This window comes from Paenibacillus sp. FSL M8-0228 (assembly GCF_038007385.1).
In the GTDB taxonomy this organism is placed as follows: domain Bacteria; phylum Bacillota; class Bacilli; order Paenibacillales; family Paenibacillaceae; genus Paenibacillus; species Paenibacillus polymyxa_D.
This window is the reverse complement of the sequence record NZ_JBBOXA010000001.1, coordinates 1,968,931-1,982,702: the sequence shown is the minus strand read 5'-3', so window position 1 is coordinate 1,982,702 and position 13,772 is coordinate 1,968,931. Positions and strand designations below refer to the sequence as shown.

The window sequence follows — 13,772 nt, the reverse complement described above, 5'->3', positions numbered from 1 at the left end:
TACTTACATGTTATGATACATACGAATATTCAATCCCTAGTAAATGAGGAAAACAAAAATGCAATTGACTTCAACAACGGGGCAGAAATGGAAGCAGCTTTTATACATTTTGCTCCCTATCCTGATTACCCAGCTTGCACTATCTGCCATGACTTTTTTCGATACGAATATGTCGGGACACTTTTCCCCTGCCGATCTGGCTGGAGTAGCCATCGGAGTAAGTCTGTGGATTCCTGTACAAACAGGCCTTAACGGAATACTTATGGCTATCACACCTATTGTATCTCAATTAGTGGGAGCACAGCGCAAAGATAAAGTCTCCTACTATGTCATTCAAGCACTTTGGCTCTCTCTTGCCCTATCCATGGTCGTTTTGATTGTGGGCATCATTTTGGTCAAGCCTATTCTAAATGGTATGAATCTTGAATGGAGAGTTCATAATGTAGCTCTGTACTACCTTTGTGCGATGGCCTTCGGTATTGTGCCTCTATTTGCCTATACGGTGCTCCGAAGCTTTATGGATGCATTGGGACAAACCCACTTTACGATGTTAATCACGCTCATGTCGTTACCCATCAATGTCTTGTTAAACTATCTACTTATTTATGGGAACTGGGGTTTTCCGCGTCTGGGAGGTGTAGGCTCCGGGGTGGCAACGGCAACCACCTACTGGATCATTATGCTGGTCGCTGGTATCACTGCGCATCGGGGAAAAATATTTGCCGAATACCGAATCTTCAGCAAAATATACGGGATTGCTGCTAGTGCTTTGAAAGAGCTCATCAAGATTGGAGTACCGATTGGATTTGCAATATTTTTTGAGACTGCCGTCTTTTCAGCCGTCACTCTCTTCATGAGTAGCTATAATACAGCTACCATAGCCGCACATCAGGCCGCGATGAACTTTGCATCTACGTTATATATGATTCCACTCAGCATTTGTATGGCACTTACGATTCTGGTTGGCTATGAAACAGGAGCTACTCGCCCGCGGGATGCCAAAGCTTATAGTGTAATGGGCATCAGCAGCGCAGTAGGTCTATCACTGATTACAGCTATTGTACTGCTTATCTGGAGTGAACAGGTCGCTCGACTTTACTCCACCGATCTGCAGGTCATTCAGTTGGCACAGCATTTTCTAATCTATGCGATTTTCTTTCAGATATCTGATGCTGTCGCTACACCTACACAAGGAGCGCTACGCGGGTATAAAGACGTCAATCCAGCCTTTTTGCTCACATTCCTCTCCTATTGGGTCATTGGGCTTCCTGTAGGATATATACTGGCACGCTGGACTTCATTGGGGCCCTACGGCTACTGGATCGGTTTGATTACAGGGTTGGCAGTAGGCGCTATTTTACTTCTCTGGCGTCTGGTGAAAGTACAACGTCGTTTCTCCGAAAAAAAACAACACGCAGAGGTTATTTAGCCTTTGCGTGTCTCGATTACATATGCTGCGCCTAAAGTTATTCGTTTTTTCTCTACAATAGCCACTTCGTTCAGCTTGGGAGGATATAGAAAGTGTCTCTCCACATGTTGTTCAATCTCTTCAAATGCCTGTTCTTCATTTTCAGCAGCGAGAATGACAGTCAGCGCTCCTTCCGAACTATCCACTTCGATTTTGAATAGGTACATGTATGACTACCTCCTGATAGGACTCAAAGCTAAAAAATAGCGGATGACTCGGGTCATCCGCATAATTTTGATCTTTTCCAATATCAGAACCGATCTACTGTACGTAGAAGGCTCTTATTATTGCGACAAACGCAAAGCAAGCTCATAAAGCTCCATGTTGAAATCTTTTTTAGTATTTACAACCTTGTCAATATCTGTGGCTACCAACTTACCGTCGATCGTTCCGCAAGCCTTATCAGATATGCCCTCGATCAATTGGCGAACAGCAAAGTCACCCAAACGGCTCGCCAGGTTGCGGTCAAACGCGGTTGGTGTGCCTCCACGTTGGATGTGTCCAAGCACTGTAACACGAGGCTCATAATCCGGACAGTTTTCTTGGATTACCTTTGCTACATTTTCGCCTTTGCCTACGCCTTCCGCAACGATAATAATACTGTGGCGCTTGCCATGCTTGAAATTTTGTTTCATACGATCAGATACTTCGTTCAGGTCAAATTCTACCTCAGGCACCAAAATTGTTTCTGCGCCAGAAGCCAGACCCGCATGCAAAGCAATATCACCACAATGACGTCCCATAACTTCCACAATGGAAGAACGTTCATGAGATGACATTGTATCACGCAGCTTGTTGATTGCGTCCACTACGATACTAACCGCTGTATCAAAACCAATCGTGTAGTCCGTGAAGGAAATGTCATTGTCAATCGTACCCGGAAGACACATGGTTTTAATGCCTTGCTTGGTCAGTTTGTTAGCTCCTTGGTAGGAACCGTCTCCACCAATCACGACTACGCCGTCAATCCCACGGTCACGCAAAATTTGCGCGCCTTTTTTCTGCCCTTCTTCAGTCGTAAATTCCAGGCATCTTGCAGATTGAAGTACAGTACCCCCACGTTGGATAATATCTCCGACGCTTCTCAGATCCATTGGAAAAATATCGTCGTTCAAAAGGCCTTGATAACCACGTTGAATTCCGAATACTTCCAGTCCGAAATACAATCCGCTACGTACGACGGCGCGAACTGCCGCGTTCATCCCTTGTGAATCTCCACCACTTGTTAATACTGCAATTTTCTTAACTGCTGTCATGGTTTATGACCTCCTCAAAATAATCATATAAGCCTTCTTATCCATCGACTGTTTAATAAGAAAAACAAACGCATGAGCGGACTATTTTTCATTAAACGTCTCGAAACAGCGCGAACGTCTTGCTGCTCGCTAACTTTAGGGTCGGATAAATATAAAGCCAGCAATCCCTCGATAATCATCCGGTGAAAGGAGCTGGCAGGGACATCTGCAATATCAGCCCGCGCCCGATTCACAACGTAGGCGATCCGGTTTAGCATCATGTCGGTATCTTCATAATAATTGCAAAAGTTAAGATCTCCGCCCTTCCGGTCTTCGTCTTGATCGATTAGATAATCCAGCAAAATATGAAGACTGCACACATGTGGAAAATACGATGCATGTATTGAGGCAGCCCCCGCATCTGTCAGATGCTGGTCGCTGGCAGCAAGAAACAGCATAAAGACCCCCAGAGTTGAACCGGTAGCCGCAGCAAACTCATTCCAGCGCAACTCTGGTGTACGGTCTTTATGAAGCGACCACCAGTCCAAAAGCGCTTGTTCCCGCAGCTCGGGTTTAATATGCTTGTATACTTGCAAATCCGTGTATAATCGCGCCAAATCCTGAACGTAAGGCATTGCCGCCTCATAGCCCGGAAGCCTGCTTACACAAGACTGACAGGTTGTCACCAGCCCAGTCAAATAACCGCCATCCTCCTGCTCACGACGCAACTCATAATAATTCACTGGCCTAGCCGTCGGATTAATCGCATCCAGCATAGCCTGATGCAACAGCCTGAAATCATCCGGGTCCATGGACGTACTGCGATCACACAGGTTGTCCAGATAATCACTAATGGTCTGATACGCTACGATCAGCGGAATTAACGTCTGCCGGGCAGACATATTAGCTGCGGCATAAACCGCTCCACCCACGCAGTGAAATGTCTTATCCGCTATGCTCGCAAGCGCCTGGCTTCGCAGTTCAGGGTCCGGAATTTGTTCGGCCTTGCTCTTCCAGTTACTCAATTCTTGTTTCGTTTCAGGGAGAATGTGCTTGTACATTCGGCTCATTAGACCTATGGGGCCTCTCGGTACTTGATAACGTCCTTGCTCAACATAACTCAAATGACGGTGCCTCCACATTGTTGTCTACGTAATTATACCTATCCAAACCATATCCATTATAATATGATCGTCCTTTTAGCACAAATGAACAACCTCACTTTTTTCTTTAAAATTCAAGAAAAATGAGCTGTTCTCATTAAAAGACTTTATACCTGTAATGTTTTATTAGCCGAAAATAGTATAAAGGGCCTACCTATCCTTGTCCTCTGCTGGCTTCACGCCTTGGATTCCCTCTCCCATACTTGCCTGCTTCCATTTCCCGAAAGCATAATAGAAAATGACTGCTACGGCAGAGATAGCAAAACCAACAGGAAAGCTCCACCATACAGCATCTAGACCATACTCATCAACAAATGCATAGGCCAAAGGTATACGAATGCCCCATAATGAAATAATGGTAATTAAAAGCGGTATCATTACGGAACCCGTTGATCGAACAACCCCTGTAATGACATTGGTAACACCGAATATAACAAAAGACCACAAGGTGATCATATTAATCCGCATTCCCAATTCCAATGCACCCCCTGTAGAAGGAAGAAACATGAGCAAGGCCTGACGGTTAAACACGTAAATTAATACCACAGCTCCACCAGTCAATACAAAATTATACACAATCCCAATCCAGGTTGTCGTGCGCACTCGATCCCAACGTCCGGCTCCGATATTTTGAGCGGCAAAGGAAGATACAGCTGCACCTAACGCCATTGCCGGCATCTGTACATAGCTGGACAAATTATTAGCTGCTGTATAAGCTGCAGCTGCAACTGTCCCGTAGCCGTTAATCAGATTCATTAAAGCAATCGCGCTGGTAGAGACAGCAATCATTTGCAACCCCATCGGCACTCCCTTACGGACTAGGGTCCAAATAATCTTCCAATCAAATCTAAGTAAGTGAAGCTCTGAAGATGTAATGCGCAAAAAATATTTTACACGATATAGATAAATGAGAATCAACACAAAGCTGATCCCTTGAGCAATCAGGGTAGCAGTAGCGGAACCTCCAATGCCCATAGCAGGAATCGGTCCCCATCCGAATATGAACAGCGGGTTGAGTAGTACATCCAGTACGACGGAAACAATCAGAAAATAAAATGGTGTTTTGGAATCTCCAGCCCCTCTCATTACAGTCATGATGTAATTATAGCCGTACAAAAAGGGCATGCCTGCGAAAATAATACGCGTATACGTGATAGCCATATCTACCGATTCAGCAGGGGTATTGAGTACATGAAGTATCCAAGGCGCACTCAAAAATCCGATAATACCTATAGCAAAAGCGAGCACCAGAAAAAAGACTGCACTTGTACCTACTACACGCTTGGTTTCGGCTACGTCTCCTGCTCCGATATTTTGTCCAATCATAATAGTAGCAGCCATAGTGACACCAAAAATGGAACTGATAAGAAAAAACATTATAATATTTCCGTTGGAAGCGGCAGTCAAGGAGGCCTCTCCCAGAAATTTCCCAACCCAGATCGAATTAATCGTTCCATTCAGGGATTGCAGAATGTTGCCGAACAGCATCGGCAAAGAGAACATAAACAGCGTTTTAGCAATAGGACCTTCAATCAAGGAAGGCTTACGACTAGCCTCTGCTGCACTCATTTTCTCAACTCCTTCAATCTATAATGTCTTCTGCCTAGTTTTATTACGTATAATACCCTATTCCTGCTCAATCTTCTCATATCATAAACGTATTTACGCAAAAAAGCGCAGTCCCTTAAAATAAAGGAACTGCGCTCTCAATTCATAGTTTAACCGTAATATATAAGACATCCGTAGAAACGGAACCATTCTTACAATTCAGTTACACTTACAGTTTGATTACGTTAGCTGCTTGGGGTCCACGGTTACCTTCAGTAATTTCGAATTCAACCGCTTGACCTTCTTCCAAAGTTTTAAAGCCGTCGCCTTGGATTGCGGAGAAATGTACGAATACGTCCTCGCCACCATCCATTTGAATGAAGCCATAACCTTTTTCTGCGTTAAACCATTTAACTGTACCTTTCAAGTGAACAACCTCCTAAAAATACCGCCATCTATGGCGAATATCCATATTATACTTCATGCTTTTTCACAATGCAATTGATGTTTTTCCGGGTTTTTTGGGCTGGAATGATTTGCTTTTGCGGCGGAAACTGCGGTATCATGAACCAAAACATCTATAAAATCGGAGACATGCATATGATGAAAAAACACGAAATATACAAAAAAGACAATTGGAACATGATGACTGTCGAGGTGCAGGGCCGTTACATCGTTCTACGGGAAATATCCGATGATTGGGGCGAGGAAGCCCACACGTTTTTAAGCCGCCCGGCGCTGATGCATTGGGCTCAAAATCGGTTTCCCAAGCAGTCCTTTCAAGATAATGAGGAAGAATGGCAGCGGATCATGAACGCTTTCAAACAGGTCTAGCCTATTCATGGTGTCCAACAGCTATCTCATCTTCATTATTCTGGCCTTCACGCTGGGCGGAGTGCTGATCATGAAGCGTGATACGATACCGACTCCTCTCAAAAAGTGGATGGCCCTCACTGCTGTAATCATGGTTTGCTTTGCCTTTTATCTCATTGTATACAGCTTATTAAATATAGGTTCCAACCCACAGTAAGGAAAATTATACTTTCGGGCGTAAGAGGTCATACTATGGCATAACAAGCCATGGTATAAGGAGGATCTGCCGTTACATGCATCCTGTAAAACCTCTTGCCCTGCTGCTTACGGTAAGTGTGGCGGTTTCTTCGTTTTGGCATCCGTCTCTTACTGCCGCAGCCCTACCCCACATTACGTTCGATCAGAGGAGGCTCTCCATGAGTGAAATTGTAAAACGCGCTGATGCGCCAGTGGAAAATACATGGAAATTGGAAGATCTGTTTCCCAACCGCAAAGCATGGGATCAAGAATACGAAGAAGTCAAACAACTAGCCAAAAAGGCTGAACAATTCCAAGGCAAGCTCAATTCAGCAGAATCGATTGGCAACTGCTTTAAATTGGAAGATGAATTGTCGCTCAAAACCGAGCGTGTATATGTGTACGCACATCTGCATCATGATGAGGATACAGCTGAACCTACATACCAGGGTCTTTCGCAAAAAGCCAAAAAATTAGGCGTTGAGGTTAGCGAGTCTCTTTCTTTTGTGACACCTGAAATTTTGGCACTGCCGGATCATCAGCTCGATGCCTTCATTGAAGATCCGAAGCTTGCAGATTATCGGTTTACCCTTCAAGAAATGAAGCGGGAAAAAGCACATATTTTGGGCAAAACAGAAGAAGCGCTGCTCGCTCAGGTTGGCAATCTGGCTCAAGCCCCGCAAACGATTTTCGGCATGCTCAACAATGCTGATCTGAAGTTTCCAAAAATTAAAGATGAGAACGGCAAAGAGGTTGAGCTGACTCATGGCAGCTACATTCAATTTCTCGAAAGTCCGCACCGCGAAGTACGCGAACGTGCTTTTAAAGCGGTGTATGACACGTATGCCAAAAATAAAAATACAATTGCTTCTACACTAAGTGCCAATGTGAACAAAAATATTTTTTATTCTCGTGTTCGCAAATACCCTTCTGTACTGGAAATGTCACTATACGGTGACAATATTCCGAAGGAAGTGTATACCAATCTCATTGACACCATTCATGAAAGCTTGCCCCTGCTCCATCGTTACATGAAGTTGCGTAAGAAGTTGTTAGGTGTGGATGAGCTCCATATGTATGATTTGTTCGCTCCGCTTGTGGACGAATACAAGATGGACATTACGTATGAAGACGCCAAAAAGCAAACAAAGGAAGGCCTTAAGCCACTGGGCGCGGACTATCTGGCTTCGTTGCAAAAAGGCTATGATGAGCGCTGGATCGACGTATACGAGAATGAAAACAAACGTACGGGTGCATACAGTTGGGGAGCTTATGGTACCCACCCCTATGTGCTGCTGAACCATAAAAATAACCTGAACAGCATGTTCACGCTTGCTCATGAAATGGGGCATGCGTTGCATTCGTACTATTCAGACAACGCATTAAAGTATAGAGATGCACAGTACACCATTTTCCTGGCTGAAGTGGCATCCACAACCAATGAAGCGTTGCTAATGGACTACCTGCTGAACAAATCAACCGATCCAAAAGAGAAAATGTACCTTCTCACCTACTATGCAGATCAATTCCGCACAACGGTATTCCGTCAAACCATGTTTGCGGAATTTGAGAAAATTGTACATGAACGCGCTGAACAGGGGGAATCCCTCACACCGCAGCTTTTATCAGAGATTTACTATGATCTGAATGTGAAATACCACGGACCAGGCATGAAGGTAGATAAAGACATTGAAATGGAATGGGCACGAATCCCCCATTTTTATAACAGTTTTTATGTCTACAAATATGCTACTGGCTTCTCGGCAGCAACCAGTTTCTCGAAACAGATTCTGGAAGAAGGCCAGCCAGCCGTTGACCGTTACTTGGGCTTCTTGAAGAGTGGTGGCAGTGATTATTCAATCAATATTTTGAAAAAAGCTGGCGTTGACATGTCCTCTCCGCAGCCGATTCGCGAAGCGATGAGCGTATTCGAAGAAGTCATTACAGAAATGGAAAAGCTAACTGAAGGAAAGTAAAACCGTGCGCACTTAAAATCCAGCATTGAAATGATGCACGGATAAATCCCTTGTCCATGGCGGGCAAGGGATTTTATAATGTAACGGGAGGAGGTGGCATTTTGAAAACACAATGGTCTTTGATCGCAGCTCTTGTTATTGCTTTGTTAACAGCTGTATTTGCTGTTATTAATGTGAATTCGGTTCAAGTGAACCTTCTATTCAGTATGGTCAGCATTCCTTTGATTCTGCTTATTCTCGGTTGCACTCTTCTAGGTGGACTTATTGTCGGTTCTTTCGGTATTTTCCGCCAATATAGGCTTCAGAGGGAGATTAAACGTCTGACTACTCAGCTTCATACACTACAAGAAGAGCACACATCCACGGTAGAAGCAAACGCGGATGTGGCCTATGACACGACTGGTTCTTCCAGCACAGGGTCTACATCCGACCAAGATATAGAGCAACCGTCCTCTAACTCTGATCGGTTGTCCAAATGAGGAGGAGCAACAAATGACGATTCAATTAAATGAGAATTATATGATGAACTTTTTAAATCAGCTACTGAACACACCCAGTCCCAGTGGATATACACACCATGTGATGGAGCTGATTCGTCAAGAAGCGGAAAGCCTCGGGGTACAAATCGAATGGAATGCAAAAGGCGGTGCCATCTTGACTCTGGAAGGTCAGGAAACGGACCGTACGGTGGCGCTGAGCGCACATGTGGATACATTGGGCACAATGGTGCGTTCCATTACAGCACAAGGCACCCTGCGTCTGACATCCGTCGGCGGCTTCATGATGAACAGTATTGAGAATGAATACTGCCTTATTCATACCAGAAGCGGACAAACGTATACAGGCACTATTCTGTCCAGCCATCCATCTGTGCACGTCTATGATGATGCACGGAGCTTTGAGCGCAAGGAGAGCCATATGGAGGTACGGATTGACGAGCTTGTCGAGTCAAAAGAAGACGTGCTTCAGCTCGGTATTGCAGTGGGCGATTTTATTTCGTTCGATGCGCGTCCAGTCGTAACACCCAGTGGATTTATCAAGTCACGCCATCTGGATGATAAAGCTAGTGTAGCTGCACTGTTTGGTTTACTGGAATCTGCTGTACATGGAAACTGGAAGCCTCGACATACCGTTAAATTGCTCATTTCTAACTACGAGGAAGTGGGGCACGGAGCGGCTTACATACCTGAAGGAATCAGTGAGATGATAGCTGTCGATATGGGCTGTATGGGTGAAGATCTGAGCTGCAAGGAAACGGATGTTTCTATCTGTGCCAAAGATTCCTCCGGGCCTTACGACTATACTATGACAACCCGTCTAATTGAGCTGGCCAAAGAGCTGAATATTCCGTATGCGGTAGATATTTATCCACACTACGGTTCGGACGCTTCGGCTGCACTAAGAGCAGGTAACAACATCCGTGCTGCGTTGATCGGCCCTGGTGTACACGCCTCCCATGCAATGGAGCGCACGCACAAGCAGGCCGTGGTGAACACTGCCCATCTGCTTGCAGCTTATGTGACAGTTTAATTCGAATAACGACAATCAGCCTGTTACATCGTCGAATAGATCAGTAAATAAAAAAGCAAGTCTTCCGGTTTTTCGGATACTTGCTTTTTTAGTCTGAGCAACATGAAGAAATAGCTCTGGCAGAATGCTATTAATGTGGCTTTATCATTGCTTAAGATTTACTTTGTTCAATCTGCTCGGCCAGCTCATTCAGGTAGGTCCAGCGTTCCATTTGGTGCTCCAAATGCTGTTCTGCCTTCGCTTGCTCAGCCATGAGCTCCTGTAGTCGTGCTGAATCACTAAAAGACTCTTCCATCTGCCGCTGAATGTCGGCCAACTTCTGTTCGGCTTGTTCAATCAGCTCATCAATTTGCTCATATTCCCGCTGTTCCTTAAAGGTGAATTTAAGCTTGGTTTTACTTGTCTCCTTGACTGACTCGGAAGGACCCGCAGACTTAGGCGTGGAAGAGCGATTCGAGGAATCCGTACTCGTCGAGACAGACGTATTCACAGAAGATTGAGCATTTTTACTAATCCATTCTGCATACTCGCTATAGTCGCCTACATGTACACGTACCTGTCCATTCCCTTCAAACGCCAGTATTTTGTCCACTGTTCGATCCAGGAAATAGCGATCATGAGAAACAATAAACACCACGCCCGGGAATTCATCCAGATAGTCTTCCAAAACGGAAAGGGTTTGAATATCCAGATCATTTGTTGGTTCATCCAGCAATAGCACATTCGGTGCCGACATCAGAACACGAAGCAGATACAAGCGCCGTTTTTCACCCCCGGACAGCCTGGAAATAACCGTCCATTGCGCGCTTGGTGCGAACAGGAAACGCTCCAGCATTTGTGCAGCTGTAATCGTCGAACCGTCTGCTGTACGAATCACTTCGGCTTCTTCCTTAATATATTCAATAACACGTAAAGACTCGTTCATTTCCTGATGTTCCTGAGTAAAATAGCCAAGCTTCACCGTCGGTCCCAGCACAACGTTGCCGGAATCCGGTTCTATATGCTGGGCAATTATTTGGAGCAAAGTGGATTTCCCACTACCGTTAGGACCTAGGATACCAACACGATCACCAGGAACCGCAATGTAGCTCAAATCCTGTATCAGCTTACGAGAATCTACCGATTTGGACAGATGCTCGATCTCCAATATTTTTTTACCCAGACGTGTGGAGGCGACGGACATATCTACAGATCCAGAACGAGATTCCGGTTGCTGGTCCCTAAGCTGCTCATATCGGTCAATACGCGCTTTCTGCTTGGTGGAACGAGCCTTTGCTCCACGGCGAATCCAAGCCAGCTCATTACGCAGCAGGTTCTTCCTTTTTTGTTCCGTAGACGCTTCCCGCTCCTCGCGTTCTGCCTTCAGCTCCAGAAAACGGGTATAGTTAGCCTCATAACGGAAAAGGCGACCATGATCCAGCTCCAGCATGACATTTGCAACTCTATCCAGAAAATAGCGATCATGCGTGATCATTAACAACGCACCACGTCTTTTTTGCAAATACTGCTCCAACCATTCAACGGACTCATTATCAATATGGTTTGTGGGCTCGTCCAGAATGAGCAGCTCGCAGGGTTGGATCAAAGCCGCCGCCAAAGCCACCCGCTTACGTTGCCCACCGGATAGAACGCCCATACGAGACTCAAACTGGGTGATCCCCAGTCGGGTAAGTATATTTTTGGCCTCACTCTCCAGCTGCCATGCCTGGAACGTATCCATTTGCTGACTTGCTCGCAATAGACGTTTTTGAAGCTCCTCGCTACCCGGATTTAATTCCAACAACTCCATGGTTTCTGTGTATTCACGGACCGCTTTCATCTCAGGCTGACTGCCATGAAAAATATGCTGGAGTACCTTCATTTCAGGATCAAACTCCGGATTTTGTGCTAGATACTGAATTCGCACATCGTTGTTCACTGCAATATTGCCATCATCCGGCGGCTCTAAGCCGGAAATCACGCGTAAAAATGTTGATTTACCGGTGCCATTTACACCAACGACTCCTATTTTGTCACGTTCATCCATACCAAAGGAAGCATCCTCAAACAACATTTTCTCGCCATAGCTTTTCGTTATATGTTCAACGGTCATAATATTCATACGGATTCCCTACTCTTCCCCAATTTTGTGATGCATCCTGTTTATTTTAACACAGACACAGCCAATGATTAAAAAAACCGTTATCTGAATGAATTCAGTACGGTTTCTTAGCAATAAGATGTCAGGATTTTTGTATTCCGGCTTTACAGCCATGCATAAATAAGTTCGCTGCTAGTTCAGCCGTCTGATCCACGTCACATTCTCGGAAATCTTTATTTAATAAAATATCCATTTTTAGGCGCTCCAACATCCCAATGAATGCCTTCGCATGAAACTCGGACTGCTGTACACCCTCTGACGCCAGTTTATTTTTGACCAAATCAGTATAGTCCTGAATAAATCCCCGCATAAACTCCATTAGATCGGGGTCACTGTTGGGGGTCATAAAAAATAATTTCGTATGCTGCTTGCGCTTGAAATAGTAGTGCAGATGCAAATTTGCCATCCGCAGCAGACCTTCTCCCAAAGTACGATTGATTAATGCGCCTTGCATTTCGGCTAGGTATTGCTCGCAATCTCTACGTGTGACTGCTGTAAATAGCTGCTCTTTGCTTTTAAAGTACAAGTATACTGTGCCTTTGGCAACTCCCGCTTGTTCTGCAATCTCGGAAATTTTGCTTTCATAAAAGCCTTTGGTGCCAAAGACGGTGTAAGCGGCGTCCAAAATGGCTTCATATTTATCTCCGTGTATATCGCCCATCTTAGCACCTCCTTATACAAGGATCGAAACACCGTCAATTCTTATAATAATTATTCCCTTGTAACGATCCCCAGCTCCGTGTTCAGAGTATAAGAAAAATACCTGCAAGAGCGACCAATCCTCCGAAAATAGAACTAATGCTATTCACCCGATCATTACTCATCCAACGCCAGCCTCGTACATAGACCGTCGTTTGTCCACAATGTGAGTCTACTTCTACTTCCCGTCCACAAACCGTGCAGGAACGCATCATTTGCACCGTAGCACCAAGATAGGAATCAGCAAAGGCTCCGGCACTACCGGATATACCTCCAACCAGTGCCCACAGCCATAACGGCAAACTCTGCGTTCCTATGGCGTGTCCAAAGCCCCATGCACCTATGCCAATCAGTAGACCCCCAGCCAAGGCCGCAGCCGTTCCCAATACAGATACTCCTCCTGAGGTTCCAGGTGCCAGCACCTTCCCGTTAAGCACTGAACGGGGTGGCTTACGACTCAGACTGCCAAATTCCGTTGCCCACGTATCGGAAGTGACCGTAGCCATGACACCGACAAAAGCCAGCTGCCACGTAACATGAGGCCATATCGCATAACCCAGGCATAACAGCATACCTAATCCCCCATTAGCCCATACTTGGCCTGCATCCCGGTTGCCGGTTTTGGCATACGATTTTTCCAGCTCAGCCTTGCGCTCCTTTTTGAACCTCGACAGGAGGGTTGACGTGATAAAGAACAAGAGCAATGTGCCGAACCAGAACAGGTTACCCGCCCCATAATATACGGTTCCCATCAGTACAGCCGCAGCAAAGCCAGATAAGGTTAAGGATTTTTTATAAAATGCAGCTCCCGCCACCACAGCAGCACAAAGCAATCCGATGATCCAGTCCATGATATACCCCCGCTTTTGAAATGAATCTCCGTTTTTCTTTTTTCGTTCTGTATATTATTGTACAACGCTCCACGCTTATATAAAAGCCGTGTCCCATGCTTTGGCACAGGAC

At 45.3% G+C, this 13,772-nt stretch carries 14 protein-coding genes; 6 read left to right on the top strand and 8 right to left on the bottom strand.

The window, feature by feature from the left end; genetic code table 11:
• Nucleotides 1-58: 58 nt before the first annotated feature.
• A complete protein-coding gene (locus tag MKY98_RS09295; RefSeq protein ID WP_069011081.1) occupies nucleotides 59-1,429 on the top strand; it encodes an MATE family efflux transporter in 1,371 nt (456 codons plus the stop codon).
• On the opposite strand, the gene MKY98_RS09290 is transcribed toward MKY98_RS09295, so the two are convergent.
• The 5 genes from MKY98_RS09290 to MKY98_RS09270 form a co-directional block, all read right to left on the bottom strand.
• Nucleotides 1,426-1,635 carry a DUF3906 family protein gene (locus MKY98_RS09290; RefSeq protein WP_013309710.1) on the bottom strand — a complete coding sequence of 70 codons (210 nt, stop codon included), beginning with the start codon at nucleotides 1,633-1,635 and terminating at the stop codon, nucleotides 1,426-1,428. The genes MKY98_RS09295 and MKY98_RS09290 overlap by 4 nt on opposite strands.
• 117 nt (nucleotides 1,636-1,752) lie before the next feature.
• Nucleotides 1,753-2,724 (bottom strand): 6-phosphofructokinase, encoded by a 972-nt coding sequence (gene pfkA, locus MKY98_RS09285; protein WP_029516704.1) that lies wholly within the window; start codon nucleotides 2,722-2,724, stop codon nucleotides 1,753-1,755.
• Between the two features lie 23 nt (nucleotides 2,725-2,747).
• On the bottom strand, nucleotides 2,748-3,827 hold the full coding sequence (locus MKY98_RS09280; protein ID WP_039269998.1) for a tetraprenyl-beta-curcumene synthase family protein: 1,080 nt from the start codon (nucleotides 3,825-3,827) through the stop codon (nucleotides 2,748-2,750).
• Nucleotides 3,828-4,016: 189 nt separating this feature from the next.
• A complete protein-coding gene (locus tag MKY98_RS09275) occupies nucleotides 4,017-5,435 on the bottom strand; it encodes an MATE family efflux transporter (RefSeq protein ID WP_069011080.1) in 1,419 nt (472 codons plus the stop codon).
• A 208-nt stretch (nucleotides 5,436-5,643) separates the two neighbouring features.
• Nucleotides 5,644-5,841: a cold shock domain-containing protein gene (locus tag MKY98_RS09270; protein ID WP_013309706.1), complete on the bottom strand. Its 198-nt coding sequence runs from the start codon at nucleotides 5,839-5,841 to the stop codon at nucleotides 5,644-5,646.
• Between the two features lie 173 nt (nucleotides 5,842-6,014).
• Between MKY98_RS09270 and MKY98_RS09265 the strand changes: the two genes are divergently transcribed.
• From MKY98_RS09265 to MKY98_RS09245, 5 genes are all read left to right on the top strand, one after another.
• Complete coding sequence (locus tag MKY98_RS09265) at nucleotides 6,015-6,248, top strand: hypothetical protein (RefSeq protein WP_013309704.1); 234 nt, start codon at nucleotides 6,015-6,017, stop codon at nucleotides 6,246-6,248.
• Nucleotides 6,249-6,255: 7 nt separating this feature from the next.
• Nucleotides 6,256-6,444: a hypothetical protein gene (locus tag MKY98_RS09260; RefSeq protein ID WP_029516701.1), complete on the top strand. Its 189-nt coding sequence runs from the start codon at nucleotides 6,256-6,258 to the stop codon at nucleotides 6,442-6,444.
• 199 nt (nucleotides 6,445-6,643) lie between these two features.
• A complete protein-coding gene (gene pepF / locus MKY98_RS09255) occupies nucleotides 6,644-8,440 on the top strand; it encodes an oligoendopeptidase F (RefSeq protein ID WP_029516700.1) in 1,797 nt (598 codons plus the stop codon).
• Nucleotides 8,441-8,496: 56 nt separating this feature from the next.
• A complete protein-coding gene (locus MKY98_RS09250; RefSeq protein ID WP_069011079.1) occupies nucleotides 8,497-8,919 on the top strand; it encodes a LapA family protein in 423 nt (140 codons plus the stop codon).
• A gap of 13 nt (nucleotides 8,920-8,932) precedes the next feature.
• Nucleotides 8,933-9,970 (top strand): M42 family metallopeptidase, encoded by a 1,038-nt coding sequence (locus MKY98_RS09245; protein WP_069011078.1) that lies wholly within the window; start codon nucleotides 8,933-8,935, stop codon nucleotides 9,968-9,970.
• Between the two features lie 151 nt (nucleotides 9,971-10,121).
• Here the strand turns inward: MKY98_RS09245 and MKY98_RS09240 are convergent, their stop codons facing one another.
• The 3 genes from MKY98_RS09240 to MKY98_RS09230 form a co-directional block, all read right to left on the bottom strand.
• Nucleotides 10,122-12,071, bottom strand: a complete 1,950-nt coding sequence (locus MKY98_RS09240) for an ABC-F family ATP-binding cassette domain-containing protein (RefSeq protein WP_069011077.1) — start codon at nucleotides 12,069-12,071, stop codon at nucleotides 10,122-10,124.
• A 121-nt stretch (nucleotides 12,072-12,192) separates the two neighbouring features.
• Nucleotides 12,193-12,771: a TetR/AcrR family transcriptional regulator gene (locus MKY98_RS09235; RefSeq protein WP_029516696.1), complete on the bottom strand. Its 579-nt coding sequence runs from the start codon at nucleotides 12,769-12,771 to the stop codon at nucleotides 12,193-12,195.
• An 82-nt stretch (nucleotides 12,772-12,853) separates the two neighbouring features.
• Nucleotides 12,854-13,660: a DUF92 domain-containing protein gene (locus MKY98_RS09230; protein ID WP_069011076.1), complete on the bottom strand. Its 807-nt coding sequence runs from the start codon at nucleotides 13,658-13,660 to the stop codon at nucleotides 12,854-12,856.
• Nucleotides 13,661-13,772 lie beyond the last annotated feature (112 nt).

Coding starts and splice junctions, on each gene's coding strand:
- MKY98_RS09230 (WP_069011076.1), bottom strand. CDS start 13,660: ATGGACTGGATCATCGGATTGCTTTGTGCTGCTGTGGTGGCGGGAGCT.
- MKY98_RS09295 (WP_069011081.1), top strand. CDS start 59: ATGCAATTGACTTCAACAACGGGGCAGAAATGGAAGCAGCTTTTATAC.
- MKY98_RS09260 (WP_029516701.1), top strand. CDS start 6,256: ATGGTGTCCAACAGCTATCTCATCTTCATTATTCTGGCCTTCACGCTG.
- pepF (WP_029516700.1), top strand. CDS start 6,644: ATGAGTGAAATTGTAAAACGCGCTGATGCGCCAGTGGAAAATACATGG.
- MKY98_RS09265 (WP_013309704.1), top strand. CDS start 6,015: ATGATGAAAAAACACGAAATATACAAAAAAGACAATTGGAACATGATG.
- MKY98_RS09250 (WP_069011079.1), top strand. CDS start 8,497: ATGGCGGGCAAGGGATTTTATAATGTAACGGGAGGAGGTGGCATTTTG.
- MKY98_RS09245 (WP_069011078.1), top strand. CDS start 8,933: ATGACGATTCAATTAAATGAGAATTATATGATGAACTTTTTAAATCAG.
- MKY98_RS09235 (WP_029516696.1), bottom strand. CDS start 12,771: ATGGGCGATATACACGGAGATAAATATGAAGCCATTTTGGACGCCGCT.
- MKY98_RS09275 (WP_069011080.1), bottom strand. CDS start 5,435: ATGAGTGCAGCAGAGGCTAGTCGTAAGCCTTCCTTGATTGAAGGTCCT.
- MKY98_RS09240 (WP_069011077.1), bottom strand. CDS start 12,071: ATGAATATTATGACCGTTGAACATATAACGAAAAGCTATGGCGAGAAA.
- pfkA (WP_029516704.1), bottom strand. CDS start 2,724: ATGACAGCAGTTAAGAAAATTGCAGTATTAACAAGTGGTGGAGATTCA.
- MKY98_RS09290 (WP_013309710.1), bottom strand. CDS start 1,635: ATGTACCTATTCAAAATCGAAGTGGATAGTTCGGAAGGAGCGCTGACT.